Below are 17,702 nucleotides of genomic sequence, written 5' to 3' on the forward strand. Positions count from 1 at the left end.
CGCGTCAGCTTCGCGTGCACTATCTCTGCGCGTGCAATGGGGAATGTTCGGACATGTTTAGAGCTCTATGCGGTACGGCGATTCTCGTCTTGTCTGCGACCGCGGCATCCGCGGCTGATTATGCGCGGCAGGCGCCTCCACTGGCGCCGCTCACCTTCAACTGGACCGGCTGCTATCTCGGGGGTCATCTCGGCGGCGGTGCGAGCGAGGATCGCACGATCAACAGCGCCGGCGGGACCGTCGATTTCGGCGCGGGCGGATTCATTGGCGGCGGACAGGCCGGCTGCGACCATCAATTCGCATCCAACTGGGTCGTCGGCGCCGAGGGCCGCGCCGCATGGTCGAGCCTGTCGAGCCAGCACGCCAGCAATGTCAGATTTCCCGCATTCGGCAACCTCGTCGTGCCCTCGCAGTTCGGCCTCAAGAACGATCTTCTGGCCTCGATCACCGCACGGTTCGGTTACGCCTACGGTTCAGGCTGGCTGTTCTATGGGCGAGGTGGCGTCGCCTGGACCCACGAGAAGATCGATGATGCCTATGTCAGTCCGGCCACTGGTTTCCGAATCGATCCAAGCGCGTCCGTCATGCGGACCGGCTGGACATTGGGTGCGGGCGTGGAATGGGCGTTTGCACCATGCTGGTCAGCCAATGTCGAATACAATTACCACGACTTCGGTACGAAGGGCCCGATACAGCTGATCAGTCCGGTCGAGGGCATCACGGTGGCCCATCTCAAGGACACGATCCATGCCGCGACGATCGGCGTGAATTACCACTACTGATGTGATCGGAAGCGGCCGACATGCCACAGCCGGCCTGCTCAGCCGTCAGGACAGCAGCCAGTCGACGAGGCGCCAGGCCATCCAGCCCAGCACGCAGATCCAGCCTACCATCGCGACCGCCGCGAACCCGAGCCAGCACAGTGCAAACAGCGATGTCCGGGGTTGCTCTGCCTCGGACAGTTTCTCGGTCGTATCGATTTGGCTCACAGCATCCCCTTGGCCAACGGCCTGCTGTTCATTGGTCAGCGTTCGCTCGCGAAAATTCACCGGCCGCGCTCCAACTCACACGGACGTGAGACGGGATGACTGTCCTTTCACGGCAAGCGCGAGCCGATCAGACCCGTTCGCGGCATCCCCCGGACAGGCGGGAAGAAGCTGCAACCCGTGACAGAGCGAATGGTTTCTGATGTTTGCTGGAGAATAGGCGCAGCCGTGATGATTTTTGCTGACGGTGCGTTAACGGCCGCAGGAATTACCAAAGCTTCATCGAACCTTTGGGCGTCGCCATAGACATAACAGTGTTGGGGATTTCAGCGCCCAATGTCTAAACGGACGCCGCCAAGCGATGATATTCCGCTTGCGCGGCGTTGCGCTTTTAAGGGCTCAGTTCGAGGCGTACCAGCCCGCCGGAAACGGGATCAGCGGCCAGACTGGATAATTGTCGTTGGCAGCCCTCGGCGATCTGTCGTGTGACGGCCTGGCAACCGGTGGGGGCGATGAAATCATCGCGAGGTGCAAATATGCAAACTGCAAATTCATGATTATCGACCCGCAGTCAGTCGTTTGAAAAATTCGGTCTGAGCTCGAAACCATTCCAGCGCGCTCTTCGGAAACGGCGCACTGATTCTCAAATTGCGCATACATCTTAGGAAAGATAGGCAGGCGTTTCAACCGACAACGCGGCTCTCCGTCGGCAAGTAAGGTTGATCGGTTAGGTTAAGCACGAGCCGTCGTTGCGGTCGTTTTGAGGACTGGTATCAAACCAGTCCCGGCACGCGACGACGCCCCATCAGCGGCTCACACGAGATCACATTCGTCGCGGCGTTTCGTTTCGCGCGAGTTGTCCGCCATGGCTTTCGATCTCAACTCCAAAACACCCCGCCAACGGTCGAACTGGACCGAGATCTGGCACCTCTGGACCGTGATCGTACCGCGCCGTTCGATCAACGGGCAGCTCGTCTACGGCAAGGTCTGGCGCCGTCACGACGGCCGCGACTGGATCTACAAGAAATTTACCGAATACGACGGCGAGGCGGCGGCCTGAGGCTTCCGCCGCAGCGCGGCTCAGGCGGTCTCTCTCAAGCAGCCTCTCTCAAGCAGTCTTGGCCGTCGGGGTGGCCGCAGGCTTCGCCGGCGGCGGCTTCAGTGGCTTGTCCTGCCGCTTCGACCAGGAGATGTAATAGGCGACCGTCGTCATGATCGCGATGCCCGCGATGGAGACGAAGAGCTGCGCGAACAGTGAGCCCGAGCTCATCGACAACTCGAAATGGCCGACGAAGGACAAGAACACGCCGACGCAGAACACGGCGAGCGATTGCTGGCCGCAGACGATCACCGGATCGAAGATCTTCCACTCCAGCCCCGGCCATTCCTTCGGCACGAAGCGGATCACCAGGATCACGATCACGACGAAGTGGATGAAGCGGTAGGGCGCGAGGTTGGTCTTGTCGTTCGGATTGAACGTCGAGAACAGCCATTCCGGAAACATGCCGCCGAAGGTCGGGAAACGGCCCGCCATCGTCATGATCAGTGCGAACGCCAGATAGGCGAAGCAAAGCCATATCGTGATCGGTGAGTTGATCAGCCAGCCCGAGCGACGTGCGCCGCCCATCGCGCACCAGGCGCCGAACACGAACAGCACCTGCCAGCAATAGGGGTTGAAGTACCACTGGCCGGCCGGATAGGCGTTCAGGTTCAGGCCAAAGTGACGCGCGGTCAGCCACAGGATGATGGAGAGCACCATCGTCAGATCCGGCTTGCGCAGCATGAACCACAGCACCGGCGGAAACAGGCCCATCAGCACGATGTAGAGCGGCAGCACGTCGAGATTGAGCGGCTTGAAGCGCAGGAACAGGCCCTGGCGCAGCGTCTCGGTGGCGTTGTCAACGAGGCCGGCGACGTTGAACTCGTTGATCATCTCGGAATCGCCGAAGCGCAGCGCGAGATAGCTGATCGAGGCAATGTAGATCACGAACAGGATGATGTGGGCGACGTAGAGCTGCCAGACCCGCTTGGTGAGGCGGGTGGCGCCGACGATGAAGCCGCGCTCCAGCATCATGCGGGCATAGACGAACGAGGCCGTATAGCCGGAGATGAAGACGAACAGGTCGGCGGCGTCGGAAAAGCCGTAATTGCGCGTCGTGATCCAGTTCACGATGTTGTCGGGGATGTGGTCGAGGAAGATCGCCCAGTTGGCGACGCCGCGAAACAGGTCGAGCCTGAGGTCACGGCCCTTCTCGGGGAGCGTGGCGTTGATGTTCAGGAAGGCCATGCGACGGGAGCTTTCGAAGGGGACGGATAGGCGGATGTCGGCGAGGCAGGGCCGCCGGGCGGGATTCCCCGGCGGACGGCGGCGGGGACGCAATTGTCACAGTGCAGCATAATGACTATACCCGTCGGTGAGGGACCCGGGGGCCCCGGAATCACCGATCAGTTCCCGAAAGGTGTCTCTATACTATGCCCGCGGTTTCCACCAATCGCTACCGTGACGCATTAAAATCGAACGAAAAGACCAAGAGGCCCGACCGCCAATGACCGCACGCATTTTCAAGCCCGCCAAGAACGCGATGCAATCCGGCCGGTCCAAGGCCAAGGAATGGCAGCTCGATTACGAGCCGGAGCAGCCGCGTGCGGTCGAGCCGCTGATGGGCTGGACCTCGTCCGGTGACATGAAGCAGCAGATCACGCTGCGCTTCGACACCAAGGACGAGGCGGTCGCCTATTGCGAGCGCAAGGGCATCGCCTACCAGGTGATCGAGCCGAAGGAATCGCTCCACCGCCAAGTCGCCTACGCCGACAATTTCTCCTTCCGCCGCGGCGAGCCCTGGACGCATTGAGGGGCTTCACCTCGTTCGTTCTCGCGGGGAGCCCTTGGCACCCATTCCGCCGCGTGCTTCGCTGGTCCGCATGACGGGACCATGACGAGGTGGGGGATGGCGGGGCGTGACCGGCTCGACGGCGTCGATCTGAAGATCTTGTCCGAGCTGCAGCAGGACGGGCGGGTTCGCAACAACGAGCTGGCGCTGCGCGTGGGCGTCTCCGCGCCGAACTGCCTGCGGCGGCTCAAGTCGCTGTTCAGCCGCGGCGTGATCCGCGCCGTGCGTGCCGTCATCGACGAGCGGCTGCTCGGCTATGAGGTGGTGTCGTTCGTCTCGATCCAGCTCGGCAGCCAGGCGCAACCAGTGCTCGAAGCGTTCGAGGGATCGATCGCCGCGATCCCGCGCATCCAGCAGTGCTGGCGCATTTCGGGCGACACCGACTATCTCCTCAAATGCGTCGCGCCGAGCGTCGAGAGCATGCGTCAGCAGCTCCTGCATTTCGCCGCCATGCCCAACGTGAAGAACGTCCGCAGCTTTCCAGTACTGGGTGTCGCGAAGGACGTGCCGCTGCCGTTGCGAGAGATCGCGGCTGCGGCGCCGGCAGGATAGGAGCCGCGCGAGGCGACGGCGACCGCACCCTTCAGCGATATCGCCCCCGAAACTCGCGCGGGCTGGCGCCGGTCCAGCTGCGGAAGGCCCGCGAAAAGCTTTTTTCGTTGCGGAAGCCGGCGATCTCCGCGATCCGCTTGATCGGGGTGCGGCCGCGCATCAGCTCCTGCTTGGCGAGCTCGAGCTTGGCTTCCTCCTTGAGGTCGCGCAGCGAGGTTGCCTCTTCGCGGAGCCGCCGATGCATGGTGCGGGTGGAGAGCGCGAGCTCGCTTGCGACATCCTCCGCACCCAGAATGCGGCCGCGCGCCTCCCGCAGCACGCGCCTGACACGTTCGACCAGCAAACGATCGCGGCGATAGGGCAGCACCGTCAGGCGCAGCGCGCCCTTGAGCATGCTGTCGAGATCGGCGGCGCTGCGGGTCAGCGGCAGCGAGAGATAATGCTTGTCGAAGATGATGCGGGCGCAATCCGCATCGAAGCGGACATGCTTGCAGAAGATGGTCGGATAGACCGAGACGTGTCCGGGCTCGGAATAGGGAAACTCCGCCGCACGCAGCGCGATCGCGGAATCCACCGCCCAGCAGGAGAAGCCGAGCACGTAGCGGAGCAGGGTGACGAGGCAGAACTCGCGCAACGGCCCGAGATCACGCTGCTCGCGAATGGAGATAGTGGCGGTCTCGCCGCTGACCGCAAGCTCGAACAGCACGTCCTCGGTGAGCAGGCGATGGTGCCGGCACCAGCGCTTCAGCGCGACCTCGAGCGTGGGCGCGGTGATCGAGGCACGGCACAGCATGCCGTAAGTGCCGAAAGGGAGCCTGCGCGAGAACCAGCCGAGCGCCTCGTCGTCGAGCTCGCGCATGGCATGGCCCGCCAGCGCCTCGAACTGCGCCGCCGTGACCCGCCCGTCGGCCGATCCGACGAGGTCGGACAGGACCTGCCCCTTGCTCAATGCCTCGGCCGGATCCCGCCCATAGCGGGCATAGGCCGCGACCACGCCGCGGACGAAGGCGGCGGGGGTCATGGCGCGGCGGGGCGTCGCGGTTGCGGTCTGAAAGGGCATCGAAAGTCCTTTGGAAAATCCTCGCCAAACTTGGCGGAAAATGCAACCTTTTCGACCGCCACGGCGCCCGGGCGGGGGTAGGTTCGGGACGGACAAGAAATCCGCAAGAGTACGGAGGAATCGCCTTGAACATCCCGAGCATCGACTTCGATCTGGGCGAAGACATCAGCATGCTGCGCGACACCGTGCGCGCCTTTGTCGAGGCGGAGGTGGCGCCGCGCGCGGCGGAGGTCGAGAAGGCCAACCTGTTCCCGGCCGACCTCTGGAAGCGTTTTGGCGACCTCGGCCTGCTCGGCATGACCGCGCCGGAGCAATATGGCGGCTCCAACATGGGCTATCTCGCCCACGTCGTTGCCATGGAGGAGATTTCGCGCGGCTCGGCCGCGGTCGGGCTCTCCTACGGCGCCCATTCCAACCTCTGCGTCAACCAGATCCGCCGCAACGGCAATGATGCGCAGCGCCAGCGCTATCTGCCCAAACTGATTTCCGGCGAGTATGTCGGCGCGCTCGCGATGTCCGAGCCGGGCGCCGGCTCCGACGTGGTCTCGATGAAGCTGCGCGCCGACAAGCGCGGCGACCGCTATGTGCTCAACGGCTCGAAAATGTGGATCACCAATGGCGGCGATGCCGACGTGCTGGTCGTCTACGCCAAGACCGATCCGGAGGCCGGCCCGCGCGGCATGACCGCCTTCCTGATCGAGAAAGGCTTCAAGGGTTTCACCCATGGCCAGCATCTCGACAAGCTCGGCATGCGCGGCTCCAATACCTATCCGCTGTTCTTCGACGATTGCGAGGTGCCGGAAGAGAACGTGCTGGGCAAGCTGGGCGAGGGCGTCAAGGTGCTGATGTCGGGCCTCGACTATGAGCGCGCCGTTCTGTCCGGCGGTCCGCTCGGCATCATGGCGGCCTGCATGGACGCGGTAGTGCCCTACATGCATGAACGAAAACAGTTCGGGCAGCCGATCGGCGATTTCCAGCTGATGCAAGGCAAGCTCGCCGATATGTATTCGACCTGGCAGGCCACGCGCGCCTATGTCTACGCTGTGGGCCGCGCCTGCGACCGCGCCGATCATGCGCGCAGTCTGCGCAAGGATTCCGCCGCCGCGATCCTCTACTCTGCGGAGAAGGCGACGTGGATGGCCGGCGAGGCGATCCAGGCGCTCGGCGGTGTCGGCTACACCAGCGAGTTTCCGGTCGGACGTCTCTGGCGCGACGCAAAACTCTATGAGATCGGCGCTGGGACGTCCGAAGTGCGTCGCATGCTGATCGGCCGCGAACTGATGGCGGAAACCGCTTAATCCCTCCACCCAACCACGTCACCAGAAACGCGGGACCTCAATGCCGCTTCATTCCAGCATCGATCCATCGTCATCCGATTTTGCGCGCAATTCCGAGGCCATGCGCGCGCTTGTCGCAGACTTGCGCGAAAAGCTCAGCCAGGTTGCCGGCGGCGGAGGGGAGGCATCACGCGACCGCCACACCGCGCGCGGCAAGATGCTGGCGCGCGAGCGCGTCGACCTGCTGGTCGATCCCGGGACCTCGTTCCTGGAGCTGTCGCCGCTGGCGGCCCATGGGCTCTACGGCGGCGACGTGCATTCGGCGAGCATCGTCACCGGCGTCGGCCGCATCGCGGGCCGCGAATGCGTGATCGTCGCCAACGACGCCACCATCAAGGGCGGCACCTACTATCCCATGACCGTGAAGAAGCATCTGCGGGCGCAGGATATCGCGCGGCAGAACAATCTTCCTTGCGTCTACATGGTCGATTCCGGCGGCGCCTTCCTGCCGCTGCAGGACGAGATCTTTCCGGACGAGCGGCATTTCGGCCGCATCTTCTACAATCAGGCGCAGATGTCCTCTCAAGGCATCCCGCAGATCGCGATCGTGATGGGCTCCTGCACCGCCGGCGGCGCCTATGTGCCGGCGATGTCGGACGAGAGCATCATCGTGCGCAATCAAGGCACCATCTTCCTCGGCGGCCCGCCACTGGTGAAGGCCGCGACCGGCGAGGTCGTGAGCGCGGAGGAGCTCGGCGGCGCCGACGTGCATTCGCGGCAATCCGGCGTGACCGATCATTACGCCCAGAACGATGCCCATGCGATCGGCATTGCCCGCCGCATTGTCGGCACGCTGAAGCCATCTGCACGGCCGAACCTCAACATGCATCCGCCGCGCGATCCGCTGTTTGCAGCGGAGGAGATCTACGGCGTGGTGCCGGTCGATGGCCGCAAGCCGTTCGATGTACGGGACATCATCGCCCGCGTGGTCGATGGTTCCGAGTTCGACGAGTTCAAGAAGCTCTACGGCACGACGCTGGTGTGCGGGTTCGCCCATATCTGGGGCTATCCGGTCGGCATCATCGCCAACAACGGCATTCTTTTCAGTGAGAGCTCGCTGAAGGGCGCGCATTTCATCGAGCTGTGCTGCCAGCGCGGCATTCCGCTGGTGTTTTTGCAGAACATCACCGGCTTCATGGTCGGCAAGAAATACGAGGCCGGCGGCATCGCGCGTGACGGCGCCAAGCTGGTGACGGCGGTTGCGACCGCCTCGGTGCCGAAATTCACCGTCGTGATCGGCGGCTCCTACGGCGCCGGCAATTACGGCATGTGCGGCCGTGCCTACTCACCGCGCTTCCTCTGGATGTGGCCGAACGCGCGCATCTCGGTGATGGGTGGCGAGCAGGCATCGATGGTGCTGAGCCAGGTCCGCCGCGACAATATCGAGGCCAAGGGCGACAGCTGGTCGAAGGAAGAGGAGGACAAATTTCGCGAGCCTATCCGCGCGCAATATGAGAGCCAGGGGCATCCGTACTATGCGACCGCGCGTCTCTGGGACGACGGCGTGATCGATCCGGCCGATACAAGGCTGGTGCTCGGCCTTGGCCTCTCGGCGGCGTCGAATGCGCCGATCGAGCCGACGAAATTCGGCCTGTTCAGGATGTGATGCGATGGACCGTTCAAAGCTCTACCGCCGTTTTCGCACGCTCCTGATCGCCAACCGCGGCGAGATCGCAGCCCGCGTCATCCGCACCGCCCGCGCCATGGGCCTGCGCACCGTCGCGGTCTATTCCGAGGCCGACCGCGACGCGATGCACGTCGCGCTCGCCGACGAAGCCGTGCTGCTCGGGCCGGCGCGCGCCCGCGACAGCTATCTCAATGTCGAGCGGTTGATCGAGGCCGCGCGCAAGACCGGCGCCGAGGCAGTGCACCCCGGTTACGGTTTCCTGTCCGAGAACGCTGAATTCGCGCAGGCCTGCCTCGATGCCGGGCTGGTCTTCGTCGGCCCGACCGCCGGGATGATGAATGCGATGGGCTCGAAATCCGGCTCGAAAGCGCTGATGGAGAAGGCCGGCGTGCCGCTGGTGCCCGGCTATCACGGCGAGGCCCAGGATGACGCCACGCTGTCGAGGGCCGCGGACAAGATCGGCTTTCCGATCCTGGTGAAGGCCTCCGCCGGCGGCGGCGGCCGCGGCATGCGCATCGTCCCCTCTGCGGCCGAGCTTGCGCCCGCGATCGTCAGCGCCAAGCGCGAGGCCAAGGCCGCCTTCGGCGACGACCGTATGCTGATCGAGAAATATGTCGACAATCCCCGGCATATCGAGGTGCAGATCATCGGCGACAGCCACGGCAATCTGCTCTCGTTGTTCGAGCGCGAATGTACGCTGCAGCGCCGGCACCAGAAGGTGATCGAGGAAGCGCCGTCGCCGACGCTCACTGCGGGCCAGCGCGAGGCGGTTTGCGCCGCCGCGCGAAAGGCGGCGGGCGCGGTGAACTACGTGGGCGCCGGCACCATCGAGTTCGTCTCCGATGGCAAGGACGTGTTCTTCATCGAGATGAACACGCGTCTCCAGGTCGAGCACCCCGTGACCGAGTTGATCACCGGGATCGACCTCGTCGAGTGGCAGCTGCGCGTCGCATTTGGCGAGGCGCTGCCGCTGAAGCAGGACGAGATCAAGCTCAACGGCCACGCTGTTGAAGCGCGTGTCTATGCCGAAAATCCGACCAGGAATTTCATGCCCTCGGTCGGCAAGCTCTCGACCTGGCGGCTGCCTGCTGAGACCGGCGGCTTGCGCATCGACGCCGGCTATCGCGAAGGCGATACGGTCTCGCCATATTACGATGCCATGCTCGCCAAAATGATTGCGTGGGCGCCGACGCGCGACGTCGCGATCGACCGGCTCAACCGCGGGCTGGAAGACTCCGACGTCCGCGGCATCGTCACCAACATCCCGTTCCTGTCGGCCCTGATCACGCATCCGAAGGTGCGGGCGAATGCAATCGACACCGGCTTCATCGAGCGCGAGCTGGCGGCCCTGACCTCGGGAGCGCCGGCCCCCGGCGAGCTCGAGCTGTGCGCCGCGGTCGCTACGATCGTCAACGACGAGCGGCAGGCCGCGCAGGGACAGGCGACTTCGCCCTGGCAGACCTTTGGCTGGATGCCGGTCGGGCGCCGGCAGCGCAGCTTTGCCTTCCGCATCGGGCATGGGCCCGAGCAGAAGATCACGCTCAATTATGGTAGCGGGCCGTCGACGCTGGTCATCGGCGAGCGCGAGCTGGCTTTCACGTTTGTGCCGAAAGATGGCGGCTTCGATCTGACGCTGGATGGCGTCAAATCCTCCGTTGCCGCCGTGATCGACGGCCATGAGCTGTATTTGCGCACGCGCAACGGACGCTTCGACCTGCACTGGGTCGATCCGTTCGGCGGCGAGAGCGAGGAGCATGTCGGCGAAGAGAAGATCGCAGCACCCTTGCCGGGCACCGTCGTCGCCGTGCTGGCCGAGGAGGGTGCAAAACTCGAGAAGGGCGCGCCGATCCTCACGCTCGAGGTGATGAAGATGGAGCATACGCTGCGCGCGCCCTATGCCGGCGTGTTGAAGTCCATCAAGTGCAAGGTCGGCGACATTGTCCAGGAAGGCGTCGAGCTCGCCGTGGTCGAGCCATCGGAAGAGTGACATGAGCGATCCCGTCCGCATCATCGAGATGGGGCCGCGCGACGGCCTTCAGAACGAGAAGACACCCGTCAGCGTCGAGGCCCGCATCGCCTTCATCGAGGCGCTGGTCGCGGCGGGCTTGGATACCGTCGAGGTCGGCGCCTTTGTCTCGCCCAAGGCGATCCCGCAGATGGCAAGCTCCGACGCCGTGCTGCGCGGCGTTGCCCACGTGACTGGTGCCGAATTCCACGTGCTGGTGCCGAACGAAAAGGGCTATGACGCCGCGCGCGCGGCGGGTGCGAAAGTGGTGTCCGTGTTTGCCGCCGCCTCCGAAGGTTTTTCGCGCGCCAACATCAATTGCACGGTCGCGGAGTCCATCGAGCGGTTCAAGCCGGTGCTGGCGCGCGCCAAGTCCGACGGCGTGAAGGTGCGCGGCTATATCTCCTGCGTGCTCGGCTGCCCCTTTGACGGCGAGATCAAGCCGAAGGCGGTTGCAGATCTCGCCAGCACGCTCTGGGATCTCGGCTGCTACGAGATCTCGCTCGGCGACACCATCGGCGTCGGCACGCCAAGCAAGGCGAAGGAGATGCTGCGCGCGGTGGCCGCCAACATTCCGACCGCAAAGCTCGCGATGCACTTTCACGATACCTATGGCCAGGCGCTCGCCAATCTCTACGCCGGGCTGGAGGAGGGCGTCCGCGTCATCGATGCTGCCGCCGGCGGATTGGGCGGCTGTCCCTATGCGCCTGGCGCCACGGGTAACGTGGCGACCGAGGATGTCGTCTACATGCTCGAGGGCATGGGCGTGAGGACCGGTGTCGACATGGAGAAGCTGTTGGCCGCGACCAACACGATGAGCGGCGTGCTGGGCAAGCCGCCGGTGAGCCGGGTCGCGTCCGCGCTGAACGCGAAGAAGAAGCGGGTAGTTGCCTAGGACGCTTCGGCCTCCTCCTGCGGCATCAGCGCGCGTCTAACACGATCGCCCCAAATTTCCTTGCTTCTTTTGCACGCAAGGGTAGTATCGCTTCGATATATTCCGGCGTTAAATTTTCGATCGCGCCTACTGCATTGCCAGAGGTCGCCATGCGCGTTGACATCCAAGTCTCGACCACCGATCCACAAGGCCGCGCATTTGTGACCTGGGTCCCCGTGAAGGCGACGGCCCGTATGGCTGACGCGTCGGGCGCATCCAATCCGGCACGTATCACGCTACAGAACGGAGGAGCGAACGGAGGCGGTCGCCTAGCGTTCGATACGGTTCGCAGCGATGCGGGAGCAGCCCAACTCGATCTCGAACTTCCCACTGATGGTACCCCCGTCGAGTTCTGGGTGGCGGGCGAATTCCAGCATCCCAGCAATGCCTATGGGGATGCCGCGATCGATGTGATGGCGTCCGGCGGCCAGGTTGCCCGGCGTGAAATGATGGTGCGTATTCGCAAGAATGCGGTCAATCTCTCCGCGGCGGAGCGCGACCGTTTCCTGTTGGCGTTGGGCAAGCTGAATAACGCCGGCCGCGGTGTATTCCAGGGGTTTAGAGACACGCATGTGACGGACTCGCTGGACGAAGCGCATGGCTTTCCCGGGTTTCCAGCGTGGCATCGCGCTTATATGCTCGATCTGGAGCGCACGTTGCAGAACATCGACTCGAGCGTCACCTTGCCCTATTGGCGATTCGACGAACCCGCCGCCGCGCTTTTCGATATGGCGTTCCTCGGCATGCCGCCCGCCAATCCGGCGCAAGGCGACACGATCCAGTTCCCCCACGGGCACGCGCTGGAGTTTTGGAAGACCGACACCCTCGACTCCATTGATCGACGTCCAACCTTCAATATCAATGGAGCTCCGCCGGCGCAGCTGCTTGGACGACCGAACGTCATTTCGCAGGCCGAGACGATGTTGCTGGGTACGCAATACGACCGGTTTCGCCGCATGGAAGGTGCCCCCCACGGACGGGCGCACACCAGCTTTGACGGTCCCATCAACGTCCCCGTCACGGCTCCGAAGGATCCGCTTTTTTTTCTGCTCCATGCAAACGTCGATCGGCTCTGGGCGTTCTGGCAGTGGTTCAACCAGCGGACGGATTCAGCTAACCCGGCAACCTATTCAACTGCCGGTGCGCCCCCCGGACGGCCCGGCCTGATAGGACACAATCTCGGCGACACGATGTGGCCATGGAACCAATCAACGACGCCGCCTCGACCGATCTTTCCGCCGCCGCGGGGACCGTTCCCGACGTCTCCGATCACGACGCGACCCGGACTTCAACCAATGGTCCGGGAGATGATAGATTGGCAAGGAATCCACGGGGGTGACTCCTTGGGTTTCGACTATGATGACGTTCCATTCGAACTCCACGCTGGAGGCGTCGCATGAAGGCCAAGGACTATCGAGAGCAGGTTGCCGCCAGACTCGGAACTGCGACACAGGCGACGTTTGCTGCGCCGACCACGCCCGAGCCGCCCGTGGTGGCCTGGAGAGCAGCGCTGGCATCGTTATCGAGCCCATCCAGCTCGGCCGATAATCGCAGGGAGGCCTTGCAGTTGCTGCAGTCGGGAACCTTTCTCGAGCGTGAGTTCGATCCCGTACGTGCAGAATATGTCGACGCCCTGCGGCGGTCCACGAGCGACCCGAGCGAAGACGTCCGTCGTTACGCCTTGGGCGTCCTGATGAGCCAGAAGGACGATTTCGCGCGAAGCAGGCTGGTCGAGGGTCTACAGGGCACGGCCGCGGCGCTGCTTCCGCCAGCCGCCGCGTTGTCCCTCCTTGCGAGGGACGATCACGCTTCTATCGGCGCCGTGGCAAATCAGATCCTCAAGAGCAATACCGATCCCGCCGTGCGTATGCAGGCCGTTCGCGTACTGGCCAGAGACCCGAGTTCTGTTCAGGGCCTGGAAGAAATTTTGCACAACAAGGACGAGTTCAGGGAGGTCCGTCGTGCCGGAGCGGTCGCTCTGAAGAATCTGGATCCCGATCGTTTCGTGCAGAGCGCCACGACGATCCTGAACGACGAGAACGAGTTTCCGGATATCAAGTCGACGGTCGGCGGCGCGCTAGAACTCGACGGAATCGTGCCCAATGTCACACGGCCCGGACCATGATCGAATCCACACGTCTGCCTGACGATGTTGCGGCAGCCTTGCGCGCCGCCACTTCAGTGGACCGGGATTTGCTTGCACTGCTCCACGAAAATGCCCCGCTGTACCGGGGCAAGGCTTCTTCCGAGGTCGAGCGCCTTCGGGCGCTGATCATGGTCGAACTTGTCAAGGCGGGCTTCGCGGGCGAATTGCTTCCCTATGCGATCGAGGAGTTTGAAACCGGGACCGACGCTTATGCGATCGCCGCGGCCGCGCGCGTCGTTCGCGCGGCACCGAACCTGCCGAACGGTATCGGGTCGTTGATCAATCGTGCAGCCGAGCGAGTTCGTCGGCGCAATCAGTTTGTCATTTTTGAGGACGGGGCGTCGGCGCCAGGGCATTCGCCCGTCACAGCGGTCGATGAGGTGATGGCGGCATTGTCGGCTCTCAATCTGCGCAGTTGCGCTGCGCCAAGCTCCGGAGAGGACGTGCCGGCATCGGCTCTGCTCCAGCCGGTCCCGGAGCAGGTACATGCCGCTTGCTGCCACCAAGGCCGGGCCAGCGAAGCGGTCGAGCAAAGCTCGGGGCTGATCGTCGGTACGGTTGCCGGGGTCGGCGATATCGAGATGCAAGATCAAGATGGACAGTGCACGCAGTTCGGAGACCTGTTCGCGAAGCGAGTAGGACTCGTCGCATTCTTCTACACACGTTGCATGACCCCGGAAAAGTGCTCGCGAACCGTGGGTCAACTTGCCGAGGTGGCAAGGTTGATCTGCGGGACGAAGGCCGATGGATCGGTGATGATTGCCGGAATCACTTACGATCCAGCATATGATCTGCCCGAGCGGCTTCGACGATATGGCCGGGAGCGGGGACTGACATTCGCTCAAAATTGCCAGCTTCTGCGCACGACCGGGTCCTTCGACGCATTGCGCGATCGTTTGCAGCTGGGGGTCGGCTACGGTACATCGACCGTCAACAGGCACCGCATTGAACTGATCCTGATCGACCGTTCGGGCGATATCGCGCAGGCGCATGTGCGTCGTCTTTGGGACGCGCGGGACATGGCAGACCAAATTCTGTCCATGCATGATGAAGCCAAGAATCGCGCGCAGCCTCAAACTTCCTGAGGGATTCACCTGCTCCCGTCCGGCCCCATCACGAGGTCCGGCAGCCAGGTCGAGATCTCGGGCACGAGGCAGAGCAGCAGCACGGCGCCCATCATCAAGAGCACGAAGGGCAACGTGCCCCAGATCACTTCGCTGAGCGAAATGTCCGGCGCGACGTTGCGGATGACGAAGATGTTGAGGCCGACGGGTGGATGGATCAGTCCCATCTCCATCACGATGGTCATGACCACGCCGAACCAGATGATGTCGAAACTGGCGGCGCGTAAAGGCGGCAGGATGATCGGCGCCGTCATCAGGATGATCGAGACCGGCGGCAGGAAGAAGCCGAGCACGACCACCATGACGAGGATCGCAAACAGCAGCCCCCAGCGCGGCAGGTGCATGGCGACGACGGATTCGGCGGCCGATTGTGAGATGTGCAGGTAGCTCATCACGTAGGAATACAGCAGCGACATGCCGATGATCATCATCAGCATGGTCGATTCCCGGATCGTCGATTTCATGATGGGCGCCAGGTCGCTCGGACGCCACACGCCGTAGATCGCCGCGATCAATCCCAGCGCCAGAAGTCCGCCGAGGCCGGCGGTCTCCGACGGCGTGGCGTAGCCGCCATAGAGCGCGGCCATCACGCCGGTGAGCAGCAGCACGAATGGGAGCACCCGCGGCAACACGCTGAAACGTTCGGCGAGCGTGTATTCGTCACGGGCAAGGATGGCCGCCTCGGGACCGCCGTTCTTGTAGGCGGCTTCAGCCGCGGCATATTCCCGGCGGAAGCGGATCACGGCATAGCCGCCGAACAGCGAGACCAGCAACAGGCCGGGGCCGATGCCAGCGAGGAACAGCCGTCCCAGCGACTTTTCCGCAGCGACCGCGAACAGGATCATGGTGATCGAGGGTGGCAGCAGGATGCCGAGCGTGCCGCCGGCGGCGATGATGCCGGCAGCAAAGCCGCCAGAATAGCCGCGCTTGCGCATCTCGGGGATGCCGGCCGAACCGATCGCCGAGCAGGTCGCGGGCGAGGAGCCCGCCATTGCCGCGAACAGCGCGCAGGCGAAGACGTTGGCAACGCCGAGCCCGCCGGGCACGCGATGCAGCCAGGCATGCAGCGCCGAATAGAGATCCTGGCCAGCCCGCGACTTGCCGATCGCCGCGCCCTTCAGGATGAAGAGCGGGATCGACAGCAGCGTGATCGAGGCCATCTCCTCGTAGACGTTCTGCGTCACCGTATCGAGCGAAGCTGCGGGCATGTAGATGCCCATGAACACGACCGCGACCGCGCCGAGCGCGAACGCAATCGGCATGCCCGAAAACATCACGAGCAGCGTCGCGACGCCGTAAGCGATACCGATACCGAAAACGCTCATGGACGCTTGGCTCCTGCGAACGGCAGCGCCAGCTGCACGAGGATCTGGACGCAGAGCAGGCTCATGCCGAGCGCCATCAGGGAATAGGGAATGGCGAGCGGCGGCGACCACATCGAGTTCGAGACTTGGCCGTCGACATAGGCTTCATGGGCCAGCGTCCACGACTTCCAGGTGAAGAACGTGCAGAACAGGAACGTCACGACGTCGACGAACCAGAGCCGGATCCTGTTCGCCAGCGGCGACAGCAGGCCGACAAAGGCCTCGATGCCGATATGGCCGCGGTTCTGCTGCACATAGGCCGCGGTCATGAAGGTGGCGCCGACCAGCAGGAACACGGCGGCTTCGTCCTGCCAGTAGTTGGCAGCCTTGAACAAGGCACGACTGAGCACGCTGTAGCTCAGGATGGCGCAGGCCGCGACCAGCGCCAGCGCGGCGAACACGACGATGATGCGGTTGATGATGGCGAGGCCGCGATCGAGCGCTGCCGCAAGGCCGGTCCTTGCGGCAGCATTCGTCGTGTCGTCACGATCCGGAAGCGGACCGTGGCTCATGCAGCGACGTCGGAGGCGAGCTTGAGCAGGTTGGCGGCGGTCGCGGTCTTGGCGCCGTAATCTTTCCACGCGGTGTCGCGGGCGATGTCGCGCCACTTGCCAACGGTCGCGGCATCGAGCGCCGAGACCTTTGCGCCGGCCTTCTCGTAGACCTTGGCGACCTCGACGTCGTCATCCTGCGCGCCCTTGCGGCCGAAGGCTTCGAGCTCGTCGCCGACGGCGACCAGGATGTCCTGCTGGTTTTTCGGCAGCTTGTCGAAGATGGCCTTCGACATCATCAGCGGCTCGAGCATGAACCAGTAGGAGGCACCCGCGCCCGAGGTCAGCGACTTCGCGACCTCTTCGAGACGGAATGAGATCAGGCTGGTGGAGGAGGTGATACCCGCATCGCACGCGCCGGTCTGCATCGCGGCGTAGATCTCGTTCGAGGGCACCGACAGCACCGAGGCGCCGGCGGTCTGCAGCACCATGTCCATCTCGCGCGAGCCGCCGCGCACCTTCATGCCCTTTGCATCCTCCGGCGACACGATCGGCTTGGAGCGGCTGGCGACGCCGCCGGCCTGCCACACCCAGCTCAAAAGGATGATGCCCTTGTCGGCGAGGAAGTCGGTCAACGCCTTGCCGACCGGCTCCTTCTTCCAGCGCATGCCCTGGTCGTAGGTGGTGACAAGGCCGGGCATCAGGCCGATATTGGTCTCGGGCAATTCGCCGCCGGCATAGGGCATCGGATACAGCGAGATGTCGAGCGCGCCCTTGCGCATCGCGGAGAACTGCGCGTTGGTCTTGATCAGCGAGGAGTTCGGATAGATCTCGGCCGCGATGTCGCCATTGCTGCGCTTACTGACTTCGGCGGCGAACATGCGGCAGAGCCGGTCGCGGAAATCGCCCTTGTCGATGGTGCCGCCGGGGAATTGGTGCGAGATCTTCAGCGTGGTCGCGGCATGCGCGGTGCCAATGCCGAAGCGGAGAATGGCAGGTGCGGCGACGGCGGTCGCGAGCAGATGGCGGCGCGTGAACATGGAGAATCCCCTTGGCGGTTCTTAGGACAGTTCTTGTTTGACGTGATCTGGGCGGGTCATAAGACCGGCGCGGTGGCCCATCCTAGCCGGTCTTCGACCCCGACTTCTCTAGTCTGATAGTTCGAGACCGAATGCCGCGGCAAGT

The 17,702-nt window shown here is 63.8% G+C and carries 18 protein-coding genes; 11 read left to right on the top strand and 7 right to left on the bottom strand.

Annotated features, from left to right (window positions below):
* Positions 1–53: 53 nt before the first annotated feature.
* Positions 54–782, top strand: a complete 729-nt coding sequence (locus YUA_RS0112655; RefSeq protein ID WP_027531028.1) for an outer membrane protein — start codon at positions 54–56, stop codon at positions 780–782.
* A 45-nt stretch (positions 783–827) separates the two neighbouring features.
* On the opposite strand, the gene YUA_RS0112660 is transcribed toward YUA_RS0112655, so the two are convergent.
* Positions 828–1,049: a hypothetical protein gene (locus YUA_RS0112660; RefSeq protein ID WP_027531029.1), complete on the bottom strand. Its 222-nt coding sequence runs from the start codon at positions 1,047–1,049 to the stop codon at positions 828–830.
* 802 nt (positions 1,050–1,851) lie between these two features.
* Between YUA_RS0112660 and YUA_RS0112670 the strand changes: the two genes are divergently transcribed.
* Entirely contained in the window at positions 1,852–2,046 is a 195-nt protein-coding gene (locus YUA_RS0112670; RefSeq protein ID WP_027531030.1) for a hypothetical protein, read from the top strand.
* 48 nt (positions 2,047–2,094) lie between these two features.
* On the opposite strand, the gene YUA_RS0112675 is transcribed toward YUA_RS0112670, so the two are convergent.
* A complete protein-coding gene (locus tag YUA_RS0112675; RefSeq protein ID WP_027531031.1) occupies positions 2,095–3,273 on the bottom strand; it encodes an OpgC domain-containing protein in 1,179 nt (392 codons plus the stop codon).
* Positions 3,274–3,532: 259 nt separating this feature from the next.
* Here YUA_RS0112675 and YUA_RS0112680 point away from each other — a divergent pair, with 259 nt between their 5' ends.
* Both YUA_RS0112680 and YUA_RS0112685 read left to right on the top strand, forming a co-directional pair.
* The gene (locus YUA_RS0112680) at positions 3,533–3,838 is read left to right on the top strand and encodes an ETC complex I subunit (RefSeq protein WP_027531032.1); all 306 of its coding nucleotides are present in this window, start codon (positions 3,533–3,535) and stop codon (positions 3,836–3,838) included.
* Positions 3,839–3,934: 96 nt separating this feature from the next.
* Entirely contained in the window at positions 3,935–4,429 is a 495-nt protein-coding gene (locus YUA_RS0112685) for an Lrp/AsnC family transcriptional regulator (protein ID WP_027531033.1), read from the top strand.
* A gap of 31 nt (positions 4,430–4,460) precedes the next feature.
* Here YUA_RS0112685 and YUA_RS0112690 read toward each other — a convergent pair whose 3' ends face one another.
* Positions 4,461–5,489, bottom strand: a complete 1,029-nt coding sequence (locus YUA_RS0112690; protein ID WP_027531034.1) for an AraC family transcriptional regulator — start codon at positions 5,487–5,489, stop codon at positions 4,461–4,463.
* 125 nt (positions 5,490–5,614) lie between these two features.
* On the opposite strand from YUA_RS0112690, the gene YUA_RS0112695 reads away from it, so the two are divergent.
* From YUA_RS0112695 to YUA_RS0112710, 4 genes are read left to right on the top strand one after another with little or no spacing between them, the layout of a single operon-like run.
* Positions 5,615–6,787: an isovaleryl-CoA dehydrogenase gene (locus YUA_RS0112695; protein WP_027531035.1), complete on the top strand. Its 1,173-nt coding sequence runs from the start codon at positions 5,615–5,617 to the stop codon at positions 6,785–6,787.
* A gap of 40 nt (positions 6,788–6,827) precedes the next feature.
* The gene (locus tag YUA_RS0112700; RefSeq protein ID WP_027531036.1) at positions 6,828–8,432 is read left to right on the top strand and encodes a carboxyl transferase domain-containing protein; all 1,605 of its coding nucleotides are present in this window, start codon (positions 6,828–6,830) and stop codon (positions 8,430–8,432) included.
* Positions 8,433–8,436: 4 nt separating this feature from the next.
* Positions 8,437–10,440, top strand: a complete 2,004-nt coding sequence (locus YUA_RS0112705) for an acetyl/propionyl/methylcrotonyl-CoA carboxylase subunit alpha (protein ID WP_027531037.1) — start codon at positions 8,437–8,439, stop codon at positions 10,438–10,440.
* Position 10,441: 1 nt separating this feature from the next.
* A complete protein-coding gene (locus YUA_RS0112710; protein WP_027531038.1) occupies positions 10,442–11,353 on the top strand; it encodes a hydroxymethylglutaryl-CoA lyase in 912 nt (303 codons plus the stop codon).
* A gap of 25 nt (positions 11,354–11,378) precedes the next feature.
* Here the strand turns inward: YUA_RS0112710 and YUA_RS52305 are convergent, their stop codons facing one another.
* Complete coding sequence (locus YUA_RS52305) at positions 11,379–11,504, bottom strand: hypothetical protein (RefSeq protein WP_256375362.1); 126 nt, start codon at positions 11,502–11,504, stop codon at positions 11,379–11,381.
* On the opposite strand from YUA_RS52305, the gene YUA_RS47440 reads away from it, so the two are divergent.
* From YUA_RS47440 to YUA_RS43860, 3 genes are read left to right on the top strand one after another with little or no spacing between them, the layout of a single operon-like run.
* Complete coding sequence (locus YUA_RS47440; protein ID WP_027531039.1) at positions 11,503–12,792, top strand: tyrosinase family protein; 1,290 nt, start codon at positions 11,503–11,505, stop codon at positions 12,790–12,792. The genes YUA_RS52305 and YUA_RS47440 overlap by 2 nt on opposite strands.
* Positions 12,789–13,517 (top strand): HEAT repeat domain-containing protein, encoded by a 729-nt coding sequence (locus tag YUA_RS46845; RefSeq protein WP_051383157.1) that lies wholly within the window; start codon positions 12,789–12,791, stop codon positions 13,515–13,517. The genes YUA_RS47440 and YUA_RS46845 overlap by 4 nt, the downstream gene beginning before the upstream one ends.
* Positions 13,514–14,623, top strand: coding sequence for an SCO family protein (locus tag YUA_RS43860; RefSeq protein WP_051383158.1), 1,110 nt, complete (start codon positions 13,514–13,516; stop codon positions 14,621–14,623). Before YUA_RS46845 ends, YUA_RS43860 begins: the two co-directional genes overlap by 4 nt.
* 5 nt (positions 14,624–14,628) lie before the next feature.
* On the opposite strand, the gene YUA_RS0112730 is transcribed toward YUA_RS43860, so the two are convergent.
* The 3 genes from YUA_RS0112730 to dctP are packed head-to-tail and all read right to left on the bottom strand — an operon-like array spanning position 14,629 to position 17,557.
* Complete coding sequence (locus YUA_RS0112730) at positions 14,629–15,987, bottom strand: TRAP transporter large permease (protein WP_027531040.1); 1,359 nt, start codon at positions 15,985–15,987, stop codon at positions 14,629–14,631.
* Positions 15,984–16,538: a TRAP transporter small permease gene (locus tag YUA_RS0112735; RefSeq protein ID WP_027531041.1), complete on the bottom strand. Its 555-nt coding sequence runs from the start codon at positions 16,536–16,538 to the stop codon at positions 15,984–15,986. The genes YUA_RS0112730 and YUA_RS0112735 overlap by 4 nt, the downstream gene beginning before the upstream one ends.
* Positions 16,535–17,557 (bottom strand): TRAP transporter substrate-binding protein DctP, encoded by a 1,023-nt coding sequence (gene dctP, locus YUA_RS0112740; protein ID WP_027531042.1) that lies wholly within the window; start codon positions 17,555–17,557, stop codon positions 16,535–16,537. Before dctP ends, YUA_RS0112735 begins: the two co-directional genes overlap by 4 nt.
* Positions 17,558–17,702: the final 145 nt, after the last annotated feature.

The organism is Bradyrhizobium sp. WSM3983, assembly GCF_000473045.1.
Classification (GTDB): domain Bacteria; phylum Pseudomonadota; class Alphaproteobacteria; order Rhizobiales; family Xanthobacteraceae; genus Bradyrhizobium.

Bases quoted from the DNA above. Each gene is read 5' to 3' on its own strand.
- YUA_RS0112655 (WP_027531028.1), top strand. From the start codon at position 54: ATGTTTAGAGCTCTATGCGGTACGGCGATTCTCGTCTTGTCTGCGACC.
- YUA_RS0112670 (WP_027531030.1), top strand. From the start codon at position 1,852: ATGGCTTTCGATCTCAACTCCAAAACACCCCGCCAACGGTCGAACTGG.
- YUA_RS0112675 (WP_027531031.1), bottom strand. From the start codon at position 3,273: ATGGCCTTCCTGAACATCAACGCCACGCTCCCCGAGAAGGGCCGTGAC.
- YUA_RS0112680 (WP_027531032.1), top strand. From the start codon at position 3,533: ATGACCGCACGCATTTTCAAGCCCGCCAAGAACGCGATGCAATCCGGC.
- YUA_RS0112685 (WP_027531033.1), top strand. From the start codon at position 3,935: ATGGCGGGGCGTGACCGGCTCGACGGCGTCGATCTGAAGATCTTGTCC.
- YUA_RS0112690 (WP_027531034.1), bottom strand. From the start codon at position 5,489: ATGCCCTTTCAGACCGCAACCGCGACGCCCCGCCGCGCCATGACCCCC.
- YUA_RS0112700 (WP_027531036.1), top strand. From the start codon at position 6,828: ATGCCGCTTCATTCCAGCATCGATCCATCGTCATCCGATTTTGCGCGC.
- YUA_RS0112705 (WP_027531037.1), top strand. From the start codon at position 8,437: ATGGACCGTTCAAAGCTCTACCGCCGTTTTCGCACGCTCCTGATCGCC.
- YUA_RS0112710 (WP_027531038.1), top strand. From the start codon at position 10,442: ATGAGCGATCCCGTCCGCATCATCGAGATGGGGCCGCGCGACGGCCTT.
- YUA_RS47440 (WP_027531039.1), top strand. From the start codon at position 11,503: ATGCGCGTTGACATCCAAGTCTCGACCACCGATCCACAAGGCCGCGCA.
- YUA_RS52305 (WP_256375362.1), bottom strand. From the start codon at position 11,504: ATGGCGACCTCTGGCAATGCAGTAGGCGCGATCGAAAATTTAACGCCG.
- YUA_RS46845 (WP_051383157.1), top strand. From the start codon at position 12,789: ATGAAGGCCAAGGACTATCGAGAGCAGGTTGCCGCCAGACTCGGAACT.
- YUA_RS43860 (WP_051383158.1), top strand. From the start codon at position 13,514: ATGATCGAATCCACACGTCTGCCTGACGATGTTGCGGCAGCCTTGCGC.
- YUA_RS0112730 (WP_027531040.1), bottom strand. From the start codon at position 15,987: ATGAGCGTTTTCGGTATCGGTATCGCTTACGGCGTCGCGACGCTGCTC.
- YUA_RS0112735 (WP_027531041.1), bottom strand. From the start codon at position 16,538: ATGAGCCACGGTCCGCTTCCGGATCGTGACGACACGACGAATGCTGCC.
- dctP (WP_027531042.1), bottom strand. From the start codon at position 17,557: ATGTTCACGCGCCGCCATCTGCTCGCGACCGCCGTCGCCGCACCTGCC.